At 48.2% G+C, this 22,024-nt stretch carries 17 protein-coding genes; 11 read left to right on the top strand and 6 right to left on the bottom strand.

Annotated features, from left to right (window positions below; genetic code table 11):
• Positions 1-126 precede the first annotated feature (126 nt).
• Entirely contained in the window at positions 127-324 is a 198-nt protein-coding gene (locus tag EOO49_RS04335) for a DUF3185 family protein (RefSeq protein ID WP_290843077.1), read from the bottom strand.
• A gap of 113 nt (positions 325-437) precedes the next feature.
• On the opposite strand from EOO49_RS04335, the gene EOO49_RS04330 reads away from it, so the two are divergent.
• Entirely contained in the window at positions 438-659 is a 222-nt protein-coding gene (locus EOO49_RS04330) for a hypothetical protein (RefSeq protein WP_290843075.1), read from the top strand.
• Between the two features lie 45 nt (positions 660-704).
• Positions 705-3,857, top strand: coding sequence for a PAS domain-containing protein (locus tag EOO49_RS04325; RefSeq protein ID WP_290843072.1), 3,153 nt, complete (start codon positions 705-707; stop codon positions 3,855-3,857).
• Positions 3,858-3,972: 115 nt separating this feature from the next.
• On the opposite strand, the gene EOO49_RS04320 is transcribed toward EOO49_RS04325, so the two are convergent.
• The gene (locus EOO49_RS04320) at positions 3,973-4,686 is read right to left on the bottom strand and encodes a hypothetical protein (RefSeq protein ID WP_290843070.1); all 714 of its coding nucleotides are present in this window, start codon (positions 4,684-4,686) and stop codon (positions 3,973-3,975) included.
• 217 nt (positions 4,687-4,903) lie between these two features.
• On the opposite strand from EOO49_RS04320, the gene EOO49_RS04315 reads away from it, so the two are divergent.
• The 3 genes from EOO49_RS04315 to EOO49_RS04305 all read left to right on the top strand — a co-directional run bounded on the left by EOO49_RS04315 (position 4,904) and on the right by EOO49_RS04305 (position 9,105).
• A complete protein-coding gene (locus EOO49_RS04315) occupies positions 4,904-5,086 on the top strand; it encodes a CAL67264 family membrane protein (protein WP_290843068.1) in 183 nt (60 codons plus the stop codon).
• A gap of 27 nt (positions 5,087-5,113) precedes the next feature.
• Positions 5,114-6,808, top strand: a complete 1,695-nt coding sequence (gene ettA / locus EOO49_RS04310; RefSeq protein ID WP_290843066.1) for an energy-dependent translational throttle protein EttA — start codon at positions 5,114-5,116, stop codon at positions 6,806-6,808.
• An 83-nt stretch (positions 6,809-6,891) separates the two neighbouring features.
• A complete protein-coding gene (locus tag EOO49_RS04305; RefSeq protein WP_290843065.1) occupies positions 6,892-9,105 on the top strand; it encodes a response regulator in 2,214 nt (737 codons plus the stop codon).
• Between the two features lie 70 nt (positions 9,106-9,175).
• On the opposite strand, the gene EOO49_RS04300 is transcribed toward EOO49_RS04305, so the two are convergent.
• The gene (locus EOO49_RS04300) at positions 9,176-10,450 is read right to left on the bottom strand and encodes a DEAD/DEAH box helicase (RefSeq protein WP_290843063.1); all 1,275 of its coding nucleotides are present in this window, start codon (positions 10,448-10,450) and stop codon (positions 9,176-9,178) included.
• A 208-nt stretch (positions 10,451-10,658) separates the two neighbouring features.
• Here EOO49_RS04300 and EOO49_RS04295 point away from each other — a divergent pair, with 208 nt between their 5' ends.
• Complete coding sequence (locus EOO49_RS04295) at positions 10,659-11,627, top strand: helix-turn-helix domain-containing protein (protein WP_290843062.1); 969 nt, start codon at positions 10,659-10,661, stop codon at positions 11,625-11,627.
• A gap of 293 nt (positions 11,628-11,920) precedes the next feature.
• The gene (locus tag EOO49_RS04290) at positions 11,921-12,508 is read left to right on the top strand and encodes a hypothetical protein (RefSeq protein WP_290843060.1); all 588 of its coding nucleotides are present in this window, start codon (positions 11,921-11,923) and stop codon (positions 12,506-12,508) included.
• A gap of 13 nt (positions 12,509-12,521) precedes the next feature.
• Here EOO49_RS04290 and EOO49_RS04285 read toward each other — a convergent pair whose 3' ends face one another.
• The gene (locus tag EOO49_RS04285; protein WP_290843044.1) at positions 12,522-13,589 is read right to left on the bottom strand and encodes an ankyrin repeat domain-containing protein; all 1,068 of its coding nucleotides are present in this window, start codon (positions 13,587-13,589) and stop codon (positions 12,522-12,524) included.
• A 96-nt stretch (positions 13,590-13,685) separates the two neighbouring features.
• Positions 13,686-15,083 (bottom strand): class II fumarate hydratase, encoded by a 1,398-nt coding sequence (fumC, locus tag EOO49_RS04280; protein WP_290843042.1) that lies wholly within the window; start codon positions 15,081-15,083, stop codon positions 13,686-13,688.
• A 427-nt stretch (positions 15,084-15,510) separates the two neighbouring features.
• Here fumC and EOO49_RS04275 point away from each other — a divergent pair, with 427 nt between their 5' ends.
• Complete coding sequence (locus tag EOO49_RS04275; RefSeq protein WP_290843041.1) at positions 15,511-16,635, top strand: hypothetical protein; 1,125 nt, start codon at positions 15,511-15,513, stop codon at positions 16,633-16,635.
• Between the two features lie 85 nt (positions 16,636-16,720).
• Here EOO49_RS04275 and EOO49_RS04270 read toward each other — a convergent pair whose 3' ends face one another.
• Positions 16,721-19,165 (bottom strand): outer membrane beta-barrel family protein, encoded by a 2,445-nt coding sequence (locus EOO49_RS04270; protein ID WP_290843039.1) that lies wholly within the window; start codon positions 19,163-19,165, stop codon positions 16,721-16,723.
• Positions 19,166-19,259: 94 nt separating this feature from the next.
• On the opposite strand from EOO49_RS04270, the gene EOO49_RS04265 reads away from it, so the two are divergent.
• The 3 genes from EOO49_RS04265 to EOO49_RS04255 all read left to right on the top strand — a co-directional run bounded on the left by EOO49_RS04265 (position 19,260) and on the right by EOO49_RS04255 (position 21,950).
• Positions 19,260-19,673 carry a hypothetical protein gene (locus EOO49_RS04265; protein ID WP_290843037.1) on the top strand — a complete coding sequence of 138 codons (414 nt, stop codon included), beginning with the start codon at positions 19,260-19,262 and terminating at the stop codon, positions 19,671-19,673.
• Positions 19,674-19,968: 295 nt separating this feature from the next.
• Positions 19,969-20,910: a CPBP family intramembrane glutamic endopeptidase gene (locus EOO49_RS04260; RefSeq protein WP_290843035.1), complete on the top strand. Its 942-nt coding sequence runs from the start codon at positions 19,969-19,971 to the stop codon at positions 20,908-20,910.
• The gene (locus tag EOO49_RS04255; RefSeq protein ID WP_290843032.1) at positions 20,907-21,950 is read left to right on the top strand and encodes an AMP-binding protein; all 1,044 of its coding nucleotides are present in this window, start codon (positions 20,907-20,909) and stop codon (positions 21,948-21,950) included. The genes EOO49_RS04260 and EOO49_RS04255 overlap by 4 nt, the downstream gene beginning before the upstream one ends.
• Positions 21,951-22,024 lie beyond the last annotated feature (74 nt).

Below are 22,024 nucleotides of genomic sequence, written 5' to 3'. Positions count from 1 at the left end.
CGAATTTGTTTTTTGATACTTAAAAATGATAAAGCCACGAATTCACGAATCCAACTGAAAATTGTTGTGGAATCCGTGGATTCGCGGCGAAAAAGTTGCAACCTGAAATTACTGAGGTCGTGGCTTTTACTTCCGAACGGCGAGGAATCCGCCGGCGAGCGCCAGGACAGCTCCCAAAATACTAGTGAACATTCCCGTGGAATCTTCTTTTCCGAAGAAGTCCTTGATTTTCGATTCGGTGGAATCCATGTGCGTCACGCCGTAAAAAATTAGTGCGATTCCAACGAGAAGAATAATGATTCCGATGATTTTTCCTGATTTCATAATTGTGGTTTTGAGTGATTCCAAAGTTGGCGAATACCGGCAGTAGTTATCTTATAAAGAATCGGGAGATGGTTGTAAGATTTCGGGCTTTGGCCGATGCTAACTTTATAAACATGAAACGCTATGCCAACAAAAGCCGCCATTCCGGAGTGATTGCCTACGAAAAAGGGCCTGATTTCATCCGACTTTTATTCCGCGACAATTCTGATGTCTATACTTACAGCAATCGTTCGGCCGGAAAAACCAATGTCGAAAGGATGAAACGGCTTGCCAGCGAAGGCGAAGGCCTGACCACATTCGTGACTCGCAACGTCAAGGATAAATTCGAGCGCTAGGCATTCGGAAAAAATAGTATTTTTAGGCCACCAAACACAAAAAAATTGCAGCAATCCAATACAGATTACCGGATCCTTTTCGCCTCCATGCCGGGTGTGAGCGGCCTGTTGTTGCCAAACGATCCTGACTTCACGATCGTGGCCGCGACTGCGGAATACGCCAAATTTGCCGGGATTGCGATCGAGGATTTCGTAGGGACAAGCCTGCTTTCGAACTTTCCGGACAATCCTGATTCACCTCAAGGCTCGTCGAGCATCCGGGATTCCTTGGTGGAATGTCTCAGGACGAAGGAAAAGGTCGAACTCCCTTTGCAGCGATACGATCTCGTGCTCGAGGACGGACAATTCCATGAGATGTACTGGCAGATCGTAAACCGCCCGGTGCTCGATGAGACTGGAGAAGTCATATATATTGTACATTCTGCCGTAAACAAGACCGATGCGATACTGGCGGCAAGAAACGCCCAGACCATAAAGTCGATTGAGCCAGCTTACAATCTGTTCAAACAATCAGACATGGCCATCCATATTTTTATGGGTGAGGAAATGGTCGTCACGTTCGCCAACAACCGCACGCTTGAATTTTGGGGCAGGGACGAATCTGTAGTAGGAAAACCTTTGCTCGAAATTTTCCCGGAACTGTCGACACAGGATTTTCCGAAAATCATCAGGAACGTGAGAGAAACAGGCGAAAGTTATGTCGCTTATGACAAGGCGGCCATGCTTCACGTAAAAGGCGAGATGCAAACCCTGCACATCAATCTCGTCCTGCAACCTTTTTATGAAAGTGCCAAGACGAAAGCTACGGGCGTTGTTGCTTTAGTGACAGATGTGACTGAAATCCACAACGACAAGCGCGTACTGGCCGAACAGGAAAAGACGATCGAACTCGCAGTGGAAATCGGCGATTTAGGAACGTTCAACATCAACCCGCAGACCAGTGAAATCAATTATTCGCAACAGGTAATGCAGTGGTTTGGCGTTTCCCGATCGAATCTTCCGCTTACCGAATTGCTAAAAAAAGTGCATCCCGACGACGTTTCCAAAGTAAGCGAGACGTTGCGGCTTTTCGGCAAAGGCGACAATACCAAACACGATATAACATTTCGGGTTCCGGACCAAAAAACGGGCGAAATGCTTTTCCTGCGCTCGATAGGACAAGTGCAGATCGACAAAGGTGAGGCGATCGCGCTTTCGGGAATCATCCAGGACATCACCAACATCGTGCGTTCGCGAACCGAAATCGAGCAAAGTGAGCAAAGGCTGAGAAGTTTCATCCATGCGGCTCCATTCCCGATCGGTGTTTACGTAGGGCGCGAAATGCGTGTGGAAATCGTCAACAAAGCCTTGATCGACGTTTGGGGAAAAGGCCCGGAAGTGGTGGGAAAAACGTACTACGAAAATCTTCCCGAACTTGCCGATACCGGCGTTTATGAGATTCTCGATTCGGTTTACACCACGGGTAAACCTTATAACGCTTACAATCAATTGATAAAATTGGTGGTTGATGGAAAACTCACCTCGTTCTATTTCAACTACAGTTTTACGCCTTTGTTCGATGCCGAAGGAAAAGTCTACGGCGTACTGAATACGGCCGCCGATGTCACTGATCTCAATTTGGCGAACAAGGAAATCGAGGAAAGCGAATACCGCTACCGCACTTTGATCGAGGAATCGTCCGTGGCAACCGCGTTTTATTTCGGACGCGATCTTCGGATACAATACGCCAACGATCTCATGCTTGGCTTTTGGGGCAAGGACAAATCTGTTCTTGGAATGGATTTCGAGATCGCCATTCCGGAGCTCAAAGATCAGCCTTTCACAGCCTTTTTGAGAGAGGTTTTCGACAAAGGACAAACATATATCGGCTATCAGGAACTGGCGAAACTCGATGTAGGAAATGGTGTTCAGGATTTCTATTTCAACTTTACATATAAGCCGCTAAAAGACTCGGAAGGAAAGGTTTACGGAATCCATCACATGGCCGTAGACGTGACCAAGGAAGTTTTGGCCCAACACAAAGTAGAGGAAAGCGTGCGCAACTTCCGCAACATGATTTTGCAGGCGCCGGTCGCCATCTGCATTCTCAAAGGACGCGATCACGTCTTCGAGAACGTGAACCACATGATGGAAGAACTCGTCGGGCACAAAGCATCCGAACTTGAAGGAAAATCCATTTTCGAAGGTTTGCCGGAAATCGCTCACAACGGACTGCAACCGATTCTCGATGACGTCTTCGAAAACAAGATCTCTTTCCTGAGCGACGAACAGGAATTCGATTTGCCCAGAAACGGACAGCTGCAAACCACTTACCTGAGATATATTTACGAGCCGATGCTCGATTCCACTGGAAATGTCGATGGGATAATGGTCGTGGCAAGCGACGTTACCCAACAGGTTCTGGCGCGCAAGAAGATAGAGGATATCGTTTTCCAGCGCACGCACGAACTCGAGGAAACGAATCTTGCCTTGCAGAAATCGAATGCCGAACTCGAACAATTCGCCTACATCGCGTCCCACGATTTACAGGAACCGCTTCGCAAGATCAGCCTTTTTACCCAGATGCTCGAAGCCAATCTGGGCGAACTCAACGACAGGGCGAAATTCCAGATGGATCGCATCAACAATTCGGTCAATCGAATGACAGCTTTGATTCGCGACATTCTCGGTCTTTCGCAGCTTTCGAGAAGTCACGATCCGTTTGCGCTCACCGATCTCGACACGGTTTACGACGAAGCCATGGCCGATTTCGACATCATCCTTCAGGAGAAAAACGGAAGCGTGACCCACGAAGGACTTTGCACAATAGAAGCGATTCCGTTGCAGATGGTGCAGCTTTTCCACAACCTGATCTCGAATTCGCTCAAGTATTCACGCACTGACGTCGCGCCGCAAATCTCTATCATTGCCTCAGCAGCAGACGAAACGGAAATCCTCAAATACAAACTCCCGATTTTGGAAAAAGGCTATTGCCGCATTTCGTTCAAGGACAACGGCATCGGTTTCAAACAGGAATACGCCGAAAGGATTTTCCAGATTTTCCAACGCCTGCACGGAAAAACGCAGTTCGAAGGCACGGGAATCGGATTGGCGATGTGCAAGAAAATCGCCGAGAACCACAAAGGGACGATTTTTGCGGTCGGACGCGAAGGTGAAGGCGCGGAGTTCGTGGTTTTGCTTCCGGTGGAACAACCTTGATCGCAACGCTTTTTCATTTCCGAAATCCATCTGACTTTTCGCCGACTGGTTCTAGAACAACTTCCCAAAATTTTTATTTCAAAAGAAAACCCGCCGTGAAGCGGGTCATTTTTTATCACTTGATCTCGTCTTTGTGAATCGAGACCGAAAGTGTCGGTTTTTCGCCTTTCGCCCCGTATTCGTAGGTGATCGTCTCGATTCCGTGTTGCGCGATTCCGGGGAAAATCCTGCGGATGTTGCCGTCTTTGAGCAATTCCTGCTTGAGGATTTCCTTGATCGCGGGATTGTCAAAATTCGCTGTCAGGTCTTTTGGGATTTCGACCGAATACACAAGCTCGTTTTTCTCGTTCACGTCGATTCTCGTGATTTTCATGTCTGTTTCCTTGTCCACGACTATCGGCAGGTTCCGGTTCAGGACTTGCAGCATGTTCTTGAGTCCGCTTGCTATGTTAGCTTTGCTTCCCACGGATGGTTTTCCCGAATTATCCCCGAAGTTCTTGGAAGATTCCACGTTGGTAAGTTTCGCGATCGCGGCCTTGTCGAGCGTTTCGTCGCTGATGGTGACGCCGTCCCTGGTCTTGAAAATCACATGGAATTTCACGCCTTCGTCCATGAGATCCTTTCCGCCGGGCAATTGGTTGACCATTTCGGCTATGATTGGCGGGCCGAGTTTCGAGAACGTCGCCACGTCGGCTTCCTCATTGGTCGCTTCGAGTTCAGAGACGAACGTGATGGTTTTCCCGGGTTTGACTTCGGCTGAAATCGATCGGAACACGGCATTGCTCATCGTGCTCGAGGACTTGTTGACGTTGGTTACGAAATCCTGCATTTTTTCTTCGGTGGTTTTCGTACAACAAACCGTTGTCAGGCAAAGGCAAAAAAGCAGCGCAAATAAAGAGATTCGTTTTTTCATCAGAGTTGTTGTTAATGTGTTGGCAATATATCCCAAAAATCGGTAACTTTCTTTTGGGTACGAGCGTTTTTGGATTGGAATTCACATACGAAAAACCAATTATTTACCGATATTTGCGCTTCCGAAAAAATATATGAAAACAAATAAAAACACAATTCTGGGCTGGGCGGCTTTCATCATGGTCTTGATGGGATTGCTACTGATAGGACTCGGCATTTTCAGGTACACTGAAGTCGCCGGTTGGGGATTTGGCGCCGTAGGTGTCGGTTTCCTGGCCAACGCCTGGGTTTTCAGCTCGCTCAAGGGGCGCGTCTAATCATTCGCTAATTCATATCTGTTTATTATGTCAGACGATAAGAAAGTCATATTCTCTATGTCGAAGGTCTCCAAGACCTATTCGGCCAACAACAAACAAGTGCTCAAGGATATTTACCTGAGCTTTTTCTACGGCGCCAAAATCGGCATTCTCGGTCTCAACGGATCGGGTAAGTCATCGCTTTTGCGGATCATTGCCGGAGCCGATAAGAACTATCAGGGCGATGTGGTTTTCGCTCCGGGTTACACCGTCGGATATCTCGAGCAAGAGCCCGAACTCGATGAGAACAAGACCGTGATCGAGATCGTGCGCGAAGGCGTTTCCGAAACGATGGCGGTTCTTGAGGAGTTCAACAAGATCAATGACCAATTCGGTTTGCCCGAAGTTTATGAAGATGCAGACAAAATGCAGAAACTCATGGACCGTCAAGCGGAATTGCAGGACAAGATCGACGCTTTGGGCGCATGGGAAATCGACAACAAGCTCGAGGTCGCGATGGATGCTTTGCGAACGCCGGATCCGGACACGCCCATCAAAGTACTTTCAGGTGGTGAAAAACGCCGTGTGGCTTTGTGCCGACTTTTGTTGAAACAGCCTGACGTCCTGCTTTTGGACGAACCGACGAACCACTTGGACGCCGAATCTGTACTTTGGCTGGAACAACACTTGCAGCAATATCCGGGAACGATCATCGCTGTGACGCACGACCGTTATTTCCTCGACAACGTCGCCGGATGGATTCTGGAACTGGATAGAGGCGAAGGCATTCCTTGGAAAGGGAATTATTCGTCCTGGCTCGACCAAAAATCGAAGCGTCTGGAGCAAGAGGAGAAAACCGCCTCGAAACGCCGCAAGACCTTGGAACGCGAGCTCGAATGGGTCAAACAAGGCGCGAAAGGACGCCAGACCAAGCAAAAAGCGCGTCTGCAAAACTACGACCGACTTTTGAACGAAGACCAGAAAGAACTCGAGGAAAAACTCGAATTGTATATCCCGAACGGTCCGCGTTTGGGAACGAACGTCATCAATGCGAACCACGTGGCGAAAGCTTTCGGCGAAAAATTGTTGTATGACGATCTCAACTTCGTTTTGCCTCAAGCCGGAATCGTAGGAATCATCGGACCGAACGGAGCCGGAAAAACCACGATCTTCAAGATGATCATGGACGAACTGCAACCGGACGGAGGCGATTTCAAAGTCGGGGAAACCGTGAAGATTGCATACGTTGATCAGGCGCACTCGAACATCGACCCTGAAAAATCGATCTGGGAGAACTTCGCCGACGGACAGGAAATGATCATGATGGGCGGAAGGCAAGTCAATTCGCGCGCTTACCTGAGCCGTTTCAACTTTGGCGGATCGGATCAGAACAAAAAGGTTTCCATGCTTTCGGGCGGTGAGCGAAACCGGCTGCATCTGGCCATGACCTTGAAGGAAGAAGGAAACGTGCTGCTTCTCGATGAGCCGACGAATGACCTTGACATCAACACGCTTCGGGCGCTTGAGGAAGGACTTGAGAATTTCGCGGGCTGTGCAGTCGTAATTTCTCACGACAGATGGTTTTTGGATCGCGTCTGTACGCACATTCTCGCGTTCGAAGGCAACTCCGAGGTTTACTTTTTTGAAGGAAGTTTCTCAGATTATGAGGAAAACAAGAAGAAGCGACTTGGCGCTGACATCGTGCCAAAACGCATCAAATACAGAAAGTTGATCCGCAACTAACTTTCACGAAAAACCCCGATTTTGACGATCGGGGTTTTTTATTGGCCCAATACTTCTATATTTGAGCAACCAAATCGATTGCATTGCCTTTAAAACCAAATATTTTCCTGCTGCCGCTGCTTCTTTTGGCGTCGCTTTTTCACGCCCAGACGACCTACACTCCGAAAGGGATCGATAAACTTAGCGCCAAAGCCGACAGTTATCTCGCCGAACTCAACTTTCGCGAGTCGTTGCGCTATTCTCGGGAAGCGCTCAAGCAATCGATCGCCATCAAGGACAATTACCGCATCGCTTATGCCTACAATTGCATCGCGGGCAATTACGACGAGCTCTCGGAGAACGACAAGGCAATTTACTATTATAACAAAGGGCTTACTTACGCCAACAAAACCGACAACGATACGCTCAAGAACTGGCTCAACAACAATCTTGGGAATATGTATTTCTTCGAGAAAAAACAATATGAGAAAGGGATCGCATATTACGAAGCTTCGATCCATTACAGTGAAAAAACGGCCGACACAAGCCAAATGCTGTTCACAAAACTCAATATTTCGTGGGCGTATTTTGACATCGGACTTTACGATCAGGGCAGGCCGTATCTGCAATTCGTCAACAAAAATTTCTCCAAATTCGGACGCAAGAACCTAAGGGCGGCGCGATTGCTGCTGAACGGAATGCTCGAAAGCCACGACAGGCACGACAAATCGGCTGGCGCGTATTTCAGGATGGCCATCGACACGGCCAAAGCGACCAAGGAACGACTCGATCTTTCGTACTCGTATGAGGAATACTCGAAATTTCTGGCCAAGACGGGCGATCACAAAAGCGCTTATTATTATCTGCAGCAATTCGGCAAGATCAAGGACGAGGTCTACGACAGCGAGAAACTCAAGCGAGCCGCTTCTGAAGGACTGAATCTCGAATTGGACGAGTACAAAAGAGCCGTTGACCGGATCGCCGCCGAAAACGAAGTCCAGGCGTTGAGTCTGCGCAAATCGCAAATCATCGTGATCCTTTTCATCGTGAGTTTGCTGGCGTTGACCTTACTCGTCTACATTCTCTACAAAAACGTCAATTTCAAAAAGAAAACGAACGCCGAACTTTTGCAGGCAAACCGCGATCTGGTCGCTGCCAAGGAAAAAGCCGAAGAAGCCGCGCGTCTCAAAACCCAGTTCGTCTCGACGATAAGCCACGAGTTGAGAACGCCTTTGTACGGCGTTGTCGGGATTACGGACATGATTTCGGACGAACACAAGGAACTGGCCAAAAGTCCGCATTTGAATTCTTTGCGTTTTTCGGCAAAATACCTGCTTTCGCTCGTAAACGACATTCTTCAGATCAACAAAATAGAGGAGAAGCGCGTGGTGCTGGAAAATCACGTCTTCAATATTTCGGACGAGATCAGCACGATCAAAGATTCGCTCAAATTCATCGCCAACAGGAACCGCAACGAGATCGAGACCGAGATCGATCCGGCAATTCCCGAGACTTTGATCGGCGACAAATTGCGTCTTTCCCAGATTTTCATGAATCTCGTGAGCAATGCGCTCAAGTTTACTTCTGACGGAAAAGTCACGATCTCGGCCAGCCTGGTGAAAAACATCGGGGACAAATTCCATATCAAATTCGTCGTCAAGGACAACGGGATAGGAATCGCCGAGGAAGACCAGGAAAAGATCTTCGACAAATTCGTCCAGATCGAGCGCAAGGAAAACGACTACCAAGGCACCGGACTCGGCTTGTCGATCGTCAAGAAACTCATCGAATTGTTCGACAGCCAAATAAGTCTTACGAGCGATGTGAACCGCGGCACCGAATTCGATTTCACGATTGCCTTCGAACACAATTCCCACAAGACGCAGGAAATCATCAACAACATCGAAGTCGACTTGTCAACCGCGGCTTCGCACGACGTTCTGGTCGTCGAGGACAACAAGATCAACCAAATGGTCACGCGCAAGATCCTGCAGAACAACGGCTATCATTGCAAGGTTGTCGACGATGGTTTGTCGGCCATAGAAATGTTGCGCAAGAAGAAGTTCGATATTGTGCTGATGGATATCAACATGCCGATAATCAACGGTTTCGAAACCACAAGACGCATCCGGTTGTTCGATATGGAAACGCCGATCGTCGCACTTACGGCTTTCGACAAAGAGGAAATTACCGAGGAAGCGATCTCGGCCGGAATGAACGACATCATCATCAAACCCTTTGAGTCGGTGAAATTATTTCAGGTGATTTCAGCCCAGATCAGCAAGAGAAGGGAAGCCGAAGGAAGCGGAGTGGAATAAAAAAACACCCACGAAGGATGTTTTTTTGGTACGCGATTTCTCAGGCACTTTTATAACTCAGGCACTCCAATCAATACCAGCGCCGCTTGTTCTTCTTCGACGCATCTGATTTTCTCGACTGCGTGTGCTTGGTTTTTCCGCTTCTATTGTTGGAATTTTGCTGTGGTTTGGGTTCCGATGCCTGGATCGTTCCCGGCGCTTCGCCTTCTTTCCAGGGATAAGGGTGTTCCTCGATTATCTTTACGTCGACTTTGATCAACTTTTGGATGTCTTTCCAGTAAGGCGCTTCGTCCAGTCCGCAAAACGAGATCGCGACGCCTCCATTTCCGGCACGTCCGGTTCTCCCGATTCTGTGCACGTAAGTTTCCGGAACGTTCGGAAGGTCGAAATTGATCACGAAGGGCAATTGCTCAATGTCGATGCCACGCGCGGCAATATCGGTAGCAACCAAAACGCCGACCTCGTTGTTCTTGAAACCTTCGAGCACGCGCTGACGAGCAGACTGCGACTTGTCTCCGTGAATGGCTTCGGCGGCGACGCCTTTCTTGCGAAGCGAACGCACGACGTTGTCGGCACCGTGTTTTGTTCTCGTAAACACCAAAACGTGTTCGAGTTTTTCGTTGCGGATCAAGTGATACAACATGTTTCGCTTGTCCGATTTATCCACGAAATAAATGTGCTGTTCGACTTTTTCGGCCGTAGAGGAAACCGGAGCGACCTGCACATTGGCCGGATCGTTGAGGAACAACTCTGCCAGCTCGCGAATCTGCATTGGCATCGTGGCCGAAAAAAGCAACGTCTGACGGTTGTCGGGCGTTAGTTTCACGATTTTCTTGACGTCGTTGATGAAGCCCATGTCGAGCATCTGGTCGGCTTCGTCGAGAACCAAAGTGTGCAAGTGGTCGAGGTCGATAAAACCTTGTTTGTGCAAATCGAGCAAACGTCCCGGAGTCGCGATCAAGACGTCGACGCCCTTCTTGAGTTGGTCAACTTGCGGCACTTGGGAAACACCTCCGAAAATGGTGAGTTGTCGCAAATTGGTGTAACGTCCGTAAGTCTCGAAACTTTCCCCGATCTGGAGCGCAAGTTCACGCGTTGGAGTCACGACAAGGGCGCGAATCACTTTGTGTCTTTTGGACGTTCCGATGTTTCGGTGCAAATTGTGGATGATCGGGATGGCGAACGCCGCCGTTTTTCCCGTTCCTGTCTGGGCGCATCCTACGATGTCGCGGCCTTCCATGATTACGGGAATCGATTGTTGCTGGATTGGTGTTGGAGACGTGTAACCTTCTTCGGAAACTGCCGTCAGTATGGATTTGGATAAATTAAGATCTTCGAATTTCATATAAGGGCCGATTTTGGCAAGCGGCAAAGATAGTGAATTGCGTCGGGCCAAGGCGTTTTTAATTGATGGCGTTCGCCGATGCGATGCGGCTATCGGCTTGTTTCCAGATTTCGGACGACTCGTATGACATTTGAAAGTCTGACAAATAAAAACCAAAAAGCGGGCATTTGAGCCAAAATGATGTACATTTAGATATAACGACTTGGCTATGAAACTAGGAATTTTGCTAACGACCGAACACAGACTTTTGAGTGTGGCGGCGATGTTGGACGTTTTTCAGACCGTAAACCGATTTTACGAGGAAGCGAATCTCGAACCGTTTTTCGAGATAAATCTTTTGCATTCGCACGACAGAAATCTTTCGGCTTATTCCGATTGCAAAGTCTCGGTTCCGAATCCCGACGATACTTTCGATATTATTCTGATTCCGGCTTTCAAGCCCGAGGCCATGCCGATGCTTTTGTCCCAAAACCTCGACTGGATTCCATGGCTTCAGCATCAATACGCGAAAGGCGCGAACCTCGCCAGTTTTTGTACGGGCGCATTCCTGCTGGCTTCGACGGGTCTGCTCGACGGAAAACCGGCCACGACGCACATCAATGCCGAATACGCCTTTGCATCGGCTTTTCCAAAAGTCTTGATCCATTCCGATGCCGTCGTAACCGAAAAAGACAGGATTTTCACTAGCGGAGGCGCGACGAACAGCTTCCATTTGATGATCTACCTGATCGAGAAATGCTGCAACCGCGCGATTGCCGTGAGAACCGCCAAGATTTTTTCTGTGGACATCGACCGCAAGCAACAAACGTATTTCGGGACTTTTCTCCCAATTGAAGACCACGGCGACGCACTCGTAAAACAGGCTCAGACCGAAATCCGAAAGCATTTTCGGCAGGCCAATACCATCGAGCAAATCATAGTCGACGTTCCGGCCAGCCGGCGAAATCTCGTGAGAAGATTCAAGCAGGCAACGGGAATCACACCCATCGAATACCTGCAAAAGACGAGGATCGAGGCTGCAAAAACCTCGCTTGAGCAGTCGCGTCAGAGCATTCTCGAGGTGATGCTCGATTCGGGTTACAACGACCTCAAGTCGTTTCGGATGCTTTTCAAGAAAAATGTAGGCATGACGCCTACGGCTTATCGCGACAAATTCAATGCTCATGCCGCTTTATAACATTCATATTTTTTCGCCACGAATGCACGAATGAATGGCATTCGTGCATTCGTGGCCAATTGGAGTTCGTTTGCGACACGCCGAAAATAACAAGTTTGCCGCAATCGAATTCAACCGCGAATTCGCGAATTTCAGCACCTTCCCGAAAAATTCGTGAATTCGCGGTTTAAAATTTCGATCCATCAATCGGCCAAAGAACAGTTGCCATTTTCGAAAATAGATTCGGATCGCGGTCAAAAAATTCCCCTGTAATTTGCGGCAAAACACTTAAATTGCCGCGAAGCAAACAGAGAATGACTACAAAAGAAGCGCTGATCGCCTTTTATCATTACAACCAACTCAACCTCACGGACGACTTCGAGTCGCATTGCGTCCGGGTTTACATCGGATGCATTCTGGCGCCCGTTCCCAACATCAGGGCGCGCAAAAAGTATCTTAAATTCCACGATCTGCATCACATCATGACCGAATACGGGATCGATAGAGTAGGCGAGAGCGAGATAAGTGCTTGGGAACTCGGTTCGAGAAGTTGCCGCAAACCTTTGATTTCGGTGATGAACTTATTTGCGCTTTCGACGGGATTCGTGCTGAAACCAAAACGCGTGATCGCCGCATTTTACGGCGGTTGCCGAAGCAAGAATCTGTATTATATGAGTGACGGAATGTCGGAATCGGACATAGACCGCATCGATTTGGAAGCGATGAAAGCCGAACATTTGGAACGTGCGCCAAAAATCCGATATAAACTTTTCAGGCAAACCGAATTCGCGGGCTACCTCTTTTTCTCGATGCTGATCCACGTGGGCATGCTGTTTTTGGGCAAGTCGCTGCTGATTGCCGAAAGCGTCAGGAATCGGCTGCGACCGAAAATCGCCCCGTAAACGCCAGCTCACTTTATCTATCGTAGCCGACAGCATCGAGTGCAATAGGATCTGGATTCAAAAGCACCCATTTCACGGCAAGTTCCGAAAGCGTGTAGACGTTCTCGTCATTACGGGCATTGACTTCAACGGCGACAATTTTTACCTTGTCGAGTTCAGAAGTCGCGAGTGCTTTTCCGCGCTGGACGTATTGTACGAAAGCATTTGTCATTTTTTTGTAATCGGAATCCCAGTTTACCGCGCCATTGTCGAGTAGTTCGCGCGCGATTTTTCCTGTTATCCTTATGACTTCGCCTTGAACCGTATTGGCCGACCCGCTTCCCGGAACGAGCAATTCCCATAATTCCTGATGCTGTTTTTGCCAGGTTTTGGAATCGACCGAAATCTGGGATTTTCCGTCGTACAAAACGCGTGTCGCGACTGGCTCAACATCGAATAAACGATATAATTCGTGCAAGGCGGCACTGGTTTCGTCTACCGATTCGTCGTTGAATTTAGAGCGGTAGAACTCGAAAGTTTTGCCTATTTCCAATACGAATCCTTTCGTTCTGTAGGTATTATTTGCTCCCGCATTCAGCAGGATTTTCGAGATCTCGAGCGTATTCTGGATGTCGATGTTGCGACACGAGACCAGATTGAGTTCCAAAGGCGTGTAAAGGTTGTCTTTTCCGTACCCGTAAGCCGATTCCAAGTCTGTGTTCGCCCCAAATTCAATCAGCATTTTTACGTTTTCGGCATTGTGGTTCTGGATGGCGCAGTGCAAAGGCGTTCCGTGGCGGTTGTTCACGTGTATATCAGCGCCGAGTTCGAGCAGGCTTTTTATATTACTGTGATAGCGCATCGATCGCTGTTGGAGTGGTGTGTATCCGTATTCGTTCGCCGATTCCATTCCGCACCCGTTTTCGATAAGCCATTTGGCGAGTTCGTGCGGACATTTCTCAAAACCCAGAGCCGTTTGTTTGGAGTAGCCGCCACGGGCTTCGATTTCGACCGAATCAAAAAGTCGGATCAGTTCCTCGACAGACGAATTCTCGAGTAGCGATTCAAAATCTTTTGGCAGTGTTTTCCGTTTTTTCGGCATCGAATTTTTCTTACAAGATAAAAAAAGCCCCGGACTGATAATCAATCCGGGGCTACTTTTATAGGAATGCAACTGCAACTGCAACTGCTTCTGCAACTATTTCAAGCTTCCAACCATTTCCTCAGGTTTCACCCAAGCATCGAAATCCTCGGCGGAAACATAACCCAGACGAGCCGCTTCGTCTTTCAGGGTCGTTCCGTTTTTGTGGGCAGTTTGTGCGATTTCGGCTGCTTTGTAGTATCCGATTTTTGTGTTCAACGCCGTGACCAACATCAGTGAATTGTCTACCAATTCCTTGATGCGCCTGTGGTTCGGTTCGATTCCCTGGGCGCAATGTTCATCGAAAGACAAGCAAGCGTCTCCAAGAAGACGTGCCGATTGCAGGAAATTCGACGCCATCAAAGGCTTGAAAACGTTGAGTTCGTAATGACCTTGCGTGCCGCCGATCGTAATGGCGACATCGTTACCCATTACCTGGGCGCAAACCATCGTCAAGGCTTCGCATTGCGTAGGATTCACTTTTCCTGGCATGATCGACGATCCCGGTTCATTCTCCGGAATCAGGATCTCACCGATTCCCGAACGCGGACCCGAAGCCAGCATCCTGATGTCGTTGGCGATCTTGTTCAAAGAAACCGAGAGTTGTTTTAACGCTCCGTGGGTTTCGACAATCGCGTCGTGTGCCGCCAAAGCCTCGAATTTGTTTGGAGCTGTCACGAAAGGATGTCCGGTGAATTTGGCGATGTATTCGGCGACTTTCACGTCGTAACCTTCTGGCGTATTGAGTCCGGTTCCTACGGCTGTTCCGCCAAGGGCAACTTCCGAAAGGTGTTCCAAAGTGTTTCTGACGGCTTTCAATCCGTAATTCAATTGGGCTACATAACCCGAAAGTTCCTGGCCCAAAGTGAGTGGCGTGGCATCCATAAGGTGCGTGCGCCCAATTTTGACCACATTCATGAACTCTTGCGACTTGGCTTTCAAAGTATCGCGCAGTTTTTCGACGCCCGGAATCGTAATTTCGACAACCGCTTTGTAAGCCGCAATGTGCATTCCCGTAGGATAAGTGTCGTTCGAAGATTGCGATTTGTTCACGTCGTCATTGGCTTTTACGACCGCTTCGCCTTCACCTATTTTGAATCCCGCCAAAACCTGTGCGCGGTTGGCCACGACTTCGTTCACGTTCATGTTCGATTGCGTGCCTGATCCTGTTTGCCAGATCACGAGCGGGAATTGGTCGTCGAGTTTTCCGGCGAGGATTTCATCGCAAACCGCTGCGATAGCGTCTCTTTTTTGGGCAGATAAAACGCCAAGGTCGTGATTGGCAAAGGCCGCGGCTTTCTTGAGATAGGCAAAACCTTCCACGATTTCCTTGGGCATGGAACCTGACGGACCGATTTTGAAGTTGTTGCGCGAGCGCTCTGTTTGTGCGCCCCAATACTTGTCGGCCGGGACTTTCACCTCGCCCATGGTGTCTTTTTCTATTCTGTATTCCATTGGTTGTTCGTTATTCAACATTCGTTATTCAAAATTCGTTGTTCGGCATTCGTTTGCAGATTTCGCGACGACCCAAATTTAAGCCGAAATCTTTGTTAATAAAAATGAAAGTCGGCCTTTGACAGGAAAAATACTATCGCTACATTTGCGTATAATTCAAAAAATTCCGGAAAACATGTTTGAATTTCAACAGTACTTGGGCTTTTTGCTGTTCCTGTGCATCTTCACCACCGGTTTTTGGCTAATGATTTTCCTGATCAACTTTGTATTTTACTGGGTTGCAGGAGCGAGCTGGGAACTTTGGAAGGAGAAGCGCGCTGCGAAAAAACTGAGTAATCAGTAAATCGGTAATCTAGAAACCGATTTTTGGAAAAGGAAGTCTTCGGGCTTCCTTTTTTTGTATGTTCAATTTTTTCAAGCTTTAAATATGGTATTTGTAGCAATCCTGGTCTGTGCGCTTGTAATGTATGGCGCGATTTATCTGATGTCGAACGGAGACAAACTCGGTAAAGATCCCAAAAACGAAAATGCGGCACCAAACACCACAGCTGTCGAGGAAACCGCACGCAGACAAGCTGAGGAAAGAGACAACGCGATAAAAGCGATGTATGCCAATGCCGAGTTCACGAACAAGAACTGTGAAAAGCTCGAAGATTTCGTGATCGACGAGAAAATGAACGCGTTCGACTTGCGGAAACTCGCCGATCTGAACGAGATCCAACTCCAGATTTCGCAGGCCTGGTATCCGATTACGATCGAATTGGTAAAGGAAATCCACAAAAACGGATGGAACAAAAAAGTCTCGTGCATAAAAGAGAAATACGCCAGACTGGAATTCTATGCCGACTGCAAGTACGAAGGAACAGTTTACAACATCATCGAGAAGTACGGGAAATTGTCAGAGCACGTGTGCGAGACTTGTGGCGAGCGAGGTCAGATCAGACACAGTTCCGGTTGGGATTATGTGGCTTGCCGAAAGCACTATCTCGAGAATCGCGGCAAGATTGCGGGTGAAAATTCGGGTTTTGTGCACAATGGGAATAGATACGATTGGTCAGACGCAAAAAATGCCGTTTTCGACGATTTCGACCACAACGAAAAATTCCGTTTTCTCAAGCTTGAGTTTAGAAAGACAAAAGTTGCCCACGCCGGTTGGATGGACAACAAATTATATGTTTCAAGCAAGACTATCGGTTTTGGAAAGTTCCTGAGCAATCTTCCGGAGGCTATCGAAGGCTTGGAGTACGCTTACGCGGATAAATTCCGAAGCGTGGAATATTGCGACATCTGTGGATACGAAGCCGTGTATTTGGGCGAGTGCGAATGCTGCGAAAACACTTCCTGGGAAAGCCATCAAAAGCGATGGAAGGAAAAGGAAGAAGGAAAATGCGACTATATCAAATACAGACAGCTTTGGTGGACTTTGGACGAAGGTGAAACCTACGAATCTCAACAAAAGAACTACCCTAAAAACCCGAGATTCCAGATGCTGTTCACGTCCGAGGAACTTGAGGAATCCAAAAGACGGGAGTCCGAAGCAAATTTTGACTGATATCGGCTAAAACAAAAAACTCCAAACCGTTAAAGCTTGGAGTTTTTTTATCCTATCAAAAATTGGGGTTCGGAAACTGAAAAATTTATCCCGGGAATTCGTCATTTCCACCGCCTTCGCCATCTCTTGGCTGACGGTCGCGTTGGTCGCGTTCGTTTTTCTTCTTGTTGAAGCGATAGGTGAGTGAAAGCGTGATCTGGCGCACTCGCCACTGCATTTCGCTGTATGAATCCAAAACGCCCGGAATGTGGGTCTCGTTGATTCTCTTGCGCGAGTTGAAAACGTCCTGGCAGTTCAAGGCAATAGTCGCTTTTTCCTTGAACAAATCTTTGCTCAGACCAAGGTTCATGCTTGGTACGCCTTTGCTTTTCCCTTGCGCGTTCGTCTGCGGACCGTTGTAGTTGAAATTCGTCTGCCAATCGATTTTCCAAGGAAGATTCACTTTCGATGTCAATCGCGTCGACCACGAATAGGCCACATTGTCGAAACTTTGGGTGTCGATCGTGCCATCTGTCAAAGTAAAGCTGTAATCGCCTTGTGTCTCGTTTCGGAACAAGTTGAAGTTGCTGTTGATTTTCCACCATTTGAAAGGCGAATAGTTCAACGTGAACTCGAATCCTGCACGGTATTCCCTACCGAGGTTGATCGGCGTCGTGAGGATTACCGGCGTTTGCGAACCGTCGGCGTTGTCTACGAAATCGCCCGATTCACGTCTGACGAACTGGAAAGAATCCGTGGTGATGTTCACGAAAGCCGATGTGCTGAACGTGAGTTTCTTCCAACGCTTCAGATAACCAAGATCGAACGAATTGCTGAAAGCCGGATCGAGATCGGGATTTCCCTGGAACAGGTTGATGTTACTCGAATAGTTCGAAAACGGATTGAGCAAACGTCCGCGCGGACGCGAAATTCTTCGGCTGTAACTTAGGGAAATGCTGCTTTCATCGGCCAATTCATACGTCAGGAAAAGGCTGGGAAAAAAATTGTTGTAGTGTTTGTTGTTGTAATCCTGAGTGAACAATTGGTTGATGTCGATGTTCGAATCTTCCCAGCGCAAGCCCGCCAAATAGGAGAACTTCCCGTGTTTGGAACCGTATTGCATGTACAAGGCGTTGATTTTCTCCTTGTAATCGAGCTTGTTCGTAAAGTTGTAATTGAGGTCGTATTGTTGCGTCGCGTCGTTGAATGCACCAACGCTGTAATCAGTGAGGTTTCGGTTGAATTCCCCTTTGTAGCCGGCCTCGAACTGACTGTCTTTTCCAATCGGGAGCACATAATCGGCCATGTAGACATTCCTGTTCTGGTCGGCGAGATTCGTGGTAAGTTCGTCACCGTAATTGATGTCGGCTATGTCGTTGTCTTTGTTGATCGACCAGGCCGCGTTGATTGTCAGCTTGTGACCTTCTTTTTTGAAATTCTTGGTGATGTTGGTCGAGTATTCGAAGTTTTCGTCCGTTCCTGTTTCGTCGCTGAAACGCGTCGTCATTCCCGTGAAAGCGCGGTTGGCGTCGTAATTATAGTATTTTACCGTTTCCGGATTTTCGTTGTTCGACGTTCGCAAATTGATCTGGTTCGTCCAAGTCAACGATTTGTCGATATACCAATCGAATCCCGTGGTCGAGTTGATGCCTCGGCTGAGTCGGTCATTGCTTCTTCTTTCGTTGGTGTAAGTGTCAGTCGTCAGGTAATGCGTATCTGTCAAAGCGTTACCCGGACTTCTTCTGTAATTATAACCTGTTGTGGTAAAAACGTTTACGTCTTCTGACTTGAAGTTGACGTTACCCGACAATCCGTAGTTTTCAGGATCGCCCACAGTTCCAAGCAATTGTCCGTTTATACCTTGATTCTTCCCTTTTTTGAGGATGATGTTCAGCAAACCGCCTCCGCCTTCCGAATCGTATCTCGCCGACGGATTCGTGACAACTTCGACCTTCTCGATCGCGTCAGCAGGAATCGTCCTCAAGGCATCGGCCACACTGATGGCGTTCGATGGCTTTCCGTCGATCAGGATTCTCACGTTCTCGTTTCCGCGCAAGCTGATCGTTCCGTCCTGATCTACCGAAACCGATGGAATGTTGTCAAGCACATCGCTCACCGTTCCACCTTTTACCATCAGATCCTGCCCGACGTTGTAGACTTTCTTGTCGAGTTTGATCTCGACCGTAGTGCGTTCTGCGCGGATCACGACTTCGTTCAAAAGTTGCGAATCATCGGCCAATTCTACATTCGCCAATCGTTTGCTGGCATCGATCGATTGGTTTTTAAGGCTCACGGTCTTGAACGAAATGAACTCGAAATTGATATCGTAAGTTCCGGGGACGACGTCTATGCTGTATTCGCCTTTGGTGTCGGTAATTCCGCCTGCGACAGGTTTCGTATCGCCGGGTTTGAGGAAAGTCACCGTGGCGTATTCAAGAGGTTGCTTGCTGGTCTTGTCAGTGATTTTCCCGGTGACCGTCGCCTTTTGGGCTTGGGCAGATGTCAGCGACAACAAGAAAATCGCGCCAAAAAGCCATTGAAATGGTTTCATAGATAATTCGGTTATGTTTTGAGTGTTTGACTGCAAAAGTAGCTTTTGGTTTAGGCGCGGATTCACAAGTTTTTGTTAAACTGAGGTTTGGGGTTTGGCGGCAGTGGCAGTAGCAGTAGCAGTAGCAGTAGCAGTAGCAGTAGCAGTAGCAGTAGCAGTAGCAGTAGCAGTAGCAGTAGCAGTAGCAGTAGCAGTAGCAGTAGCAGTAGCAGCAGTAGCAGTAGCAGTAGCAGTAGCAGCAGTAGCAGTAGCAGTAGCAGTAGTAGCAGTAGTAGCAGTAGCAGTAGCAGTAGCAGTAGCAGTAGCAGTAGCAGTAGCAGTAGCAGTAGCAGCAGTAGCAGTAGCAGTAGCAGTAGCAGTAGCAGTAGCAGTAGCAGTAGCAGTAGCAGCAGTAGCAGCAGCAGTAGCAGCAGCAGTAGCAGTGGCAGTAGCGGAAGCAGGAGCGGTGGCAGTAGCAGTTACCGCGGCAATAGCAGAAAAATTGGCAGTAGCAGAAACAACCGTATAAAATAAAAGTACAACGGCCAATCTGATTTTGGGATTTTCGGTTTTGTTTCGGATGAATTTCCGGATAAGTTTTCGGACGAATTTAGGTTTGAGAAGACGTCACGCTCTTCCACTGCCACTGCCACTGCCGCTGCAACTGCCACTGCCACTGCCACTGCCACTGCCACTGCAACCGCCACTTTTCAACACAAGGAATTTCAGATATGGCCGTAATGGAAGCTCGGTATTTTTAAGGCAAATTTGAGGATTCCGATGCAAATTTGGCGTAAATTGGAAGTCTGTAAAATCCCAACACAATGTTTATAGAACAAGCCTACAAGGGCGACAATGCCTTGTGGAAAGTCCTGATCACGACGGCGCTCACTACAGGAATTTTCGTGGTCAACATGATCGTTTTTTTCCTGCTTCCGAGCGAAACCACCGACGAAATGTACGAAACCATGAAGAACATGCCCAAATTGGTGGCCATGGTCGGTAATCTCGTGCCTTTTATTTTTCTGCTGGGACTTTTGTTCCTGCTCGTCAGATTCTTGCACCAACGCAGCATTTTGAGCTTGACGACTTCGCGTCCGAGAGTAGATTACGGACGTGTGCTGTTCGCCTTTACGGTTGTCGTGGTTTTTACCGTCGGACTTTTCGCGATTTCGTATCAAGTCGACAGTTCGCACATCGAATACAATTTCCAACCGGTCAAATTCGCGATTCTGCTCGTGCTATCGCTTCTTTTGTTTCCGATACAGATCGGTTTCGAGGAATATCTTTTCCGGGGTTATCTGATGCAACAGATCGGGATTGCAAGCCTTAGCCGATTCGTTCCGCTTGTGGTCACATCGGTTTTCTTCGGACTTTTCCACAGCGCCAATCCCGAAGTCAACGAATTGGGTTACGGCGTAATGTCATTCTATATAGGAACAGGATTTTTGCTCGGCGTGATTGCTTTGATGGACGAAGGAATCGAACTCACATTGGGTTATCATTTGGCTAACAATCTGATGGCCGTTTTGCTGATTTCGTCCGATTATGCAGCGATCCAGAGCGATGCCGTCTTCCGCTTGACGGAAAAAGCCGCGCCTGAAGACACGCTTGGCGAAATGGTCGTGACGATGCTGATCAGTTATCCGCTTATCCTTTTGATTTTCGCCTGGAAATACAAGTGGAGAGACTGGAAAGGCAAGCTTTTCGGAAAAGTCGCTCCGCAACCCGTAAACGTCGAACCAACAACACATTTCCACCCATGAACACGATCCCGACATACAATAACGTACACCACAGGTTTCGCCTGAACGGATTCCATCTCGACCGGGACGATCTTTTGAGGGTCGCTTACAGTTTCATCAAGGAAGGCGACGATTACGAGAAGCATTGCGGCCTGTTTTTGCTCGATTGGTTCGACGACAAACCCGAAATCGAGATCAACACTTCGGGCACGACCGGAACGCCCAAAACGATTCTCGTCAGCAAGCAGGCGATGGTCAATTCGGCTTTGGCTACCGGCGATTTTTTCGATCTGCAACCCGGAAACAAAGCACTGCATTGCCTTCCGACGAAATATATCGCAGGGAAAATGATGTTCGTTCGTGGTTTTATTCTGGGATTGGACATGGAATTCAAGGCGCCGAGTGCGAATCCGTTAAGGAACGATGACACGCCATACGATTTTGCGGCCTTGGTTCCGCTTCAGGCCGAAAACGCTTTGGAGAAGTTGGACAACATCAAGAAAATCATCATCGGCGGAGCCAAAATCAATCCGGTTCTCGAAAAGAAACTGGAGCAGATTCCGTCCAAAATCTACGAAACCTACGGCATGACCGAAACCATCACGCACATCGCGGCCAAGCAGGTGGGCGAGAGCGCTTTCACGGTCTTACCGGGCGTAACGATTTCGTATGACGACCAGAATTGTCTGGTAATACATGCGCCGCGAATTTCCGAAGAAGTCATCATCACCAACGATCTGGTCGAACTCGTCAACGAGAACCAATTCGTGTTTTTGGGCCGACGCGACAACGTGATAAACAGCGGCGGGATAAAACTGATTCCGGAACAGATCGAAGCCAAGCTGGCAGGCAAAATTGACGCACGATTTTTTGTCTCGGGAATTCCCGATGCGACCTTGGGCGAAAAGCTTGTCTTGAACATCGAAGGTGACGAATTCGCTGTCGCGGATGCTGTTTTTTCTGGTTTGGACAAATATGAGCGCCCGAAGGAAATCCGGTTTGTTCCTGAGTTTTCAGAGACCGGAAGCGGGAAGATTATCCGGAAGCCACAGGCAGTTTAATTTGCCTCGAATTTTTAATTTTCTTTAGCCGATTAGTTAATTTCCACTGATCTAAATTAAAAATCAGGGACAAA

This window comes from Flavobacterium sp. (assembly GCF_004295795.1).
Classification (GTDB): domain Bacteria; phylum Bacteroidota; class Bacteroidia; order Flavobacteriales; family Flavobacteriaceae; genus Flavobacterium.
This window is presented reverse-complemented; position numbering and strand designations above follow the sequence as displayed.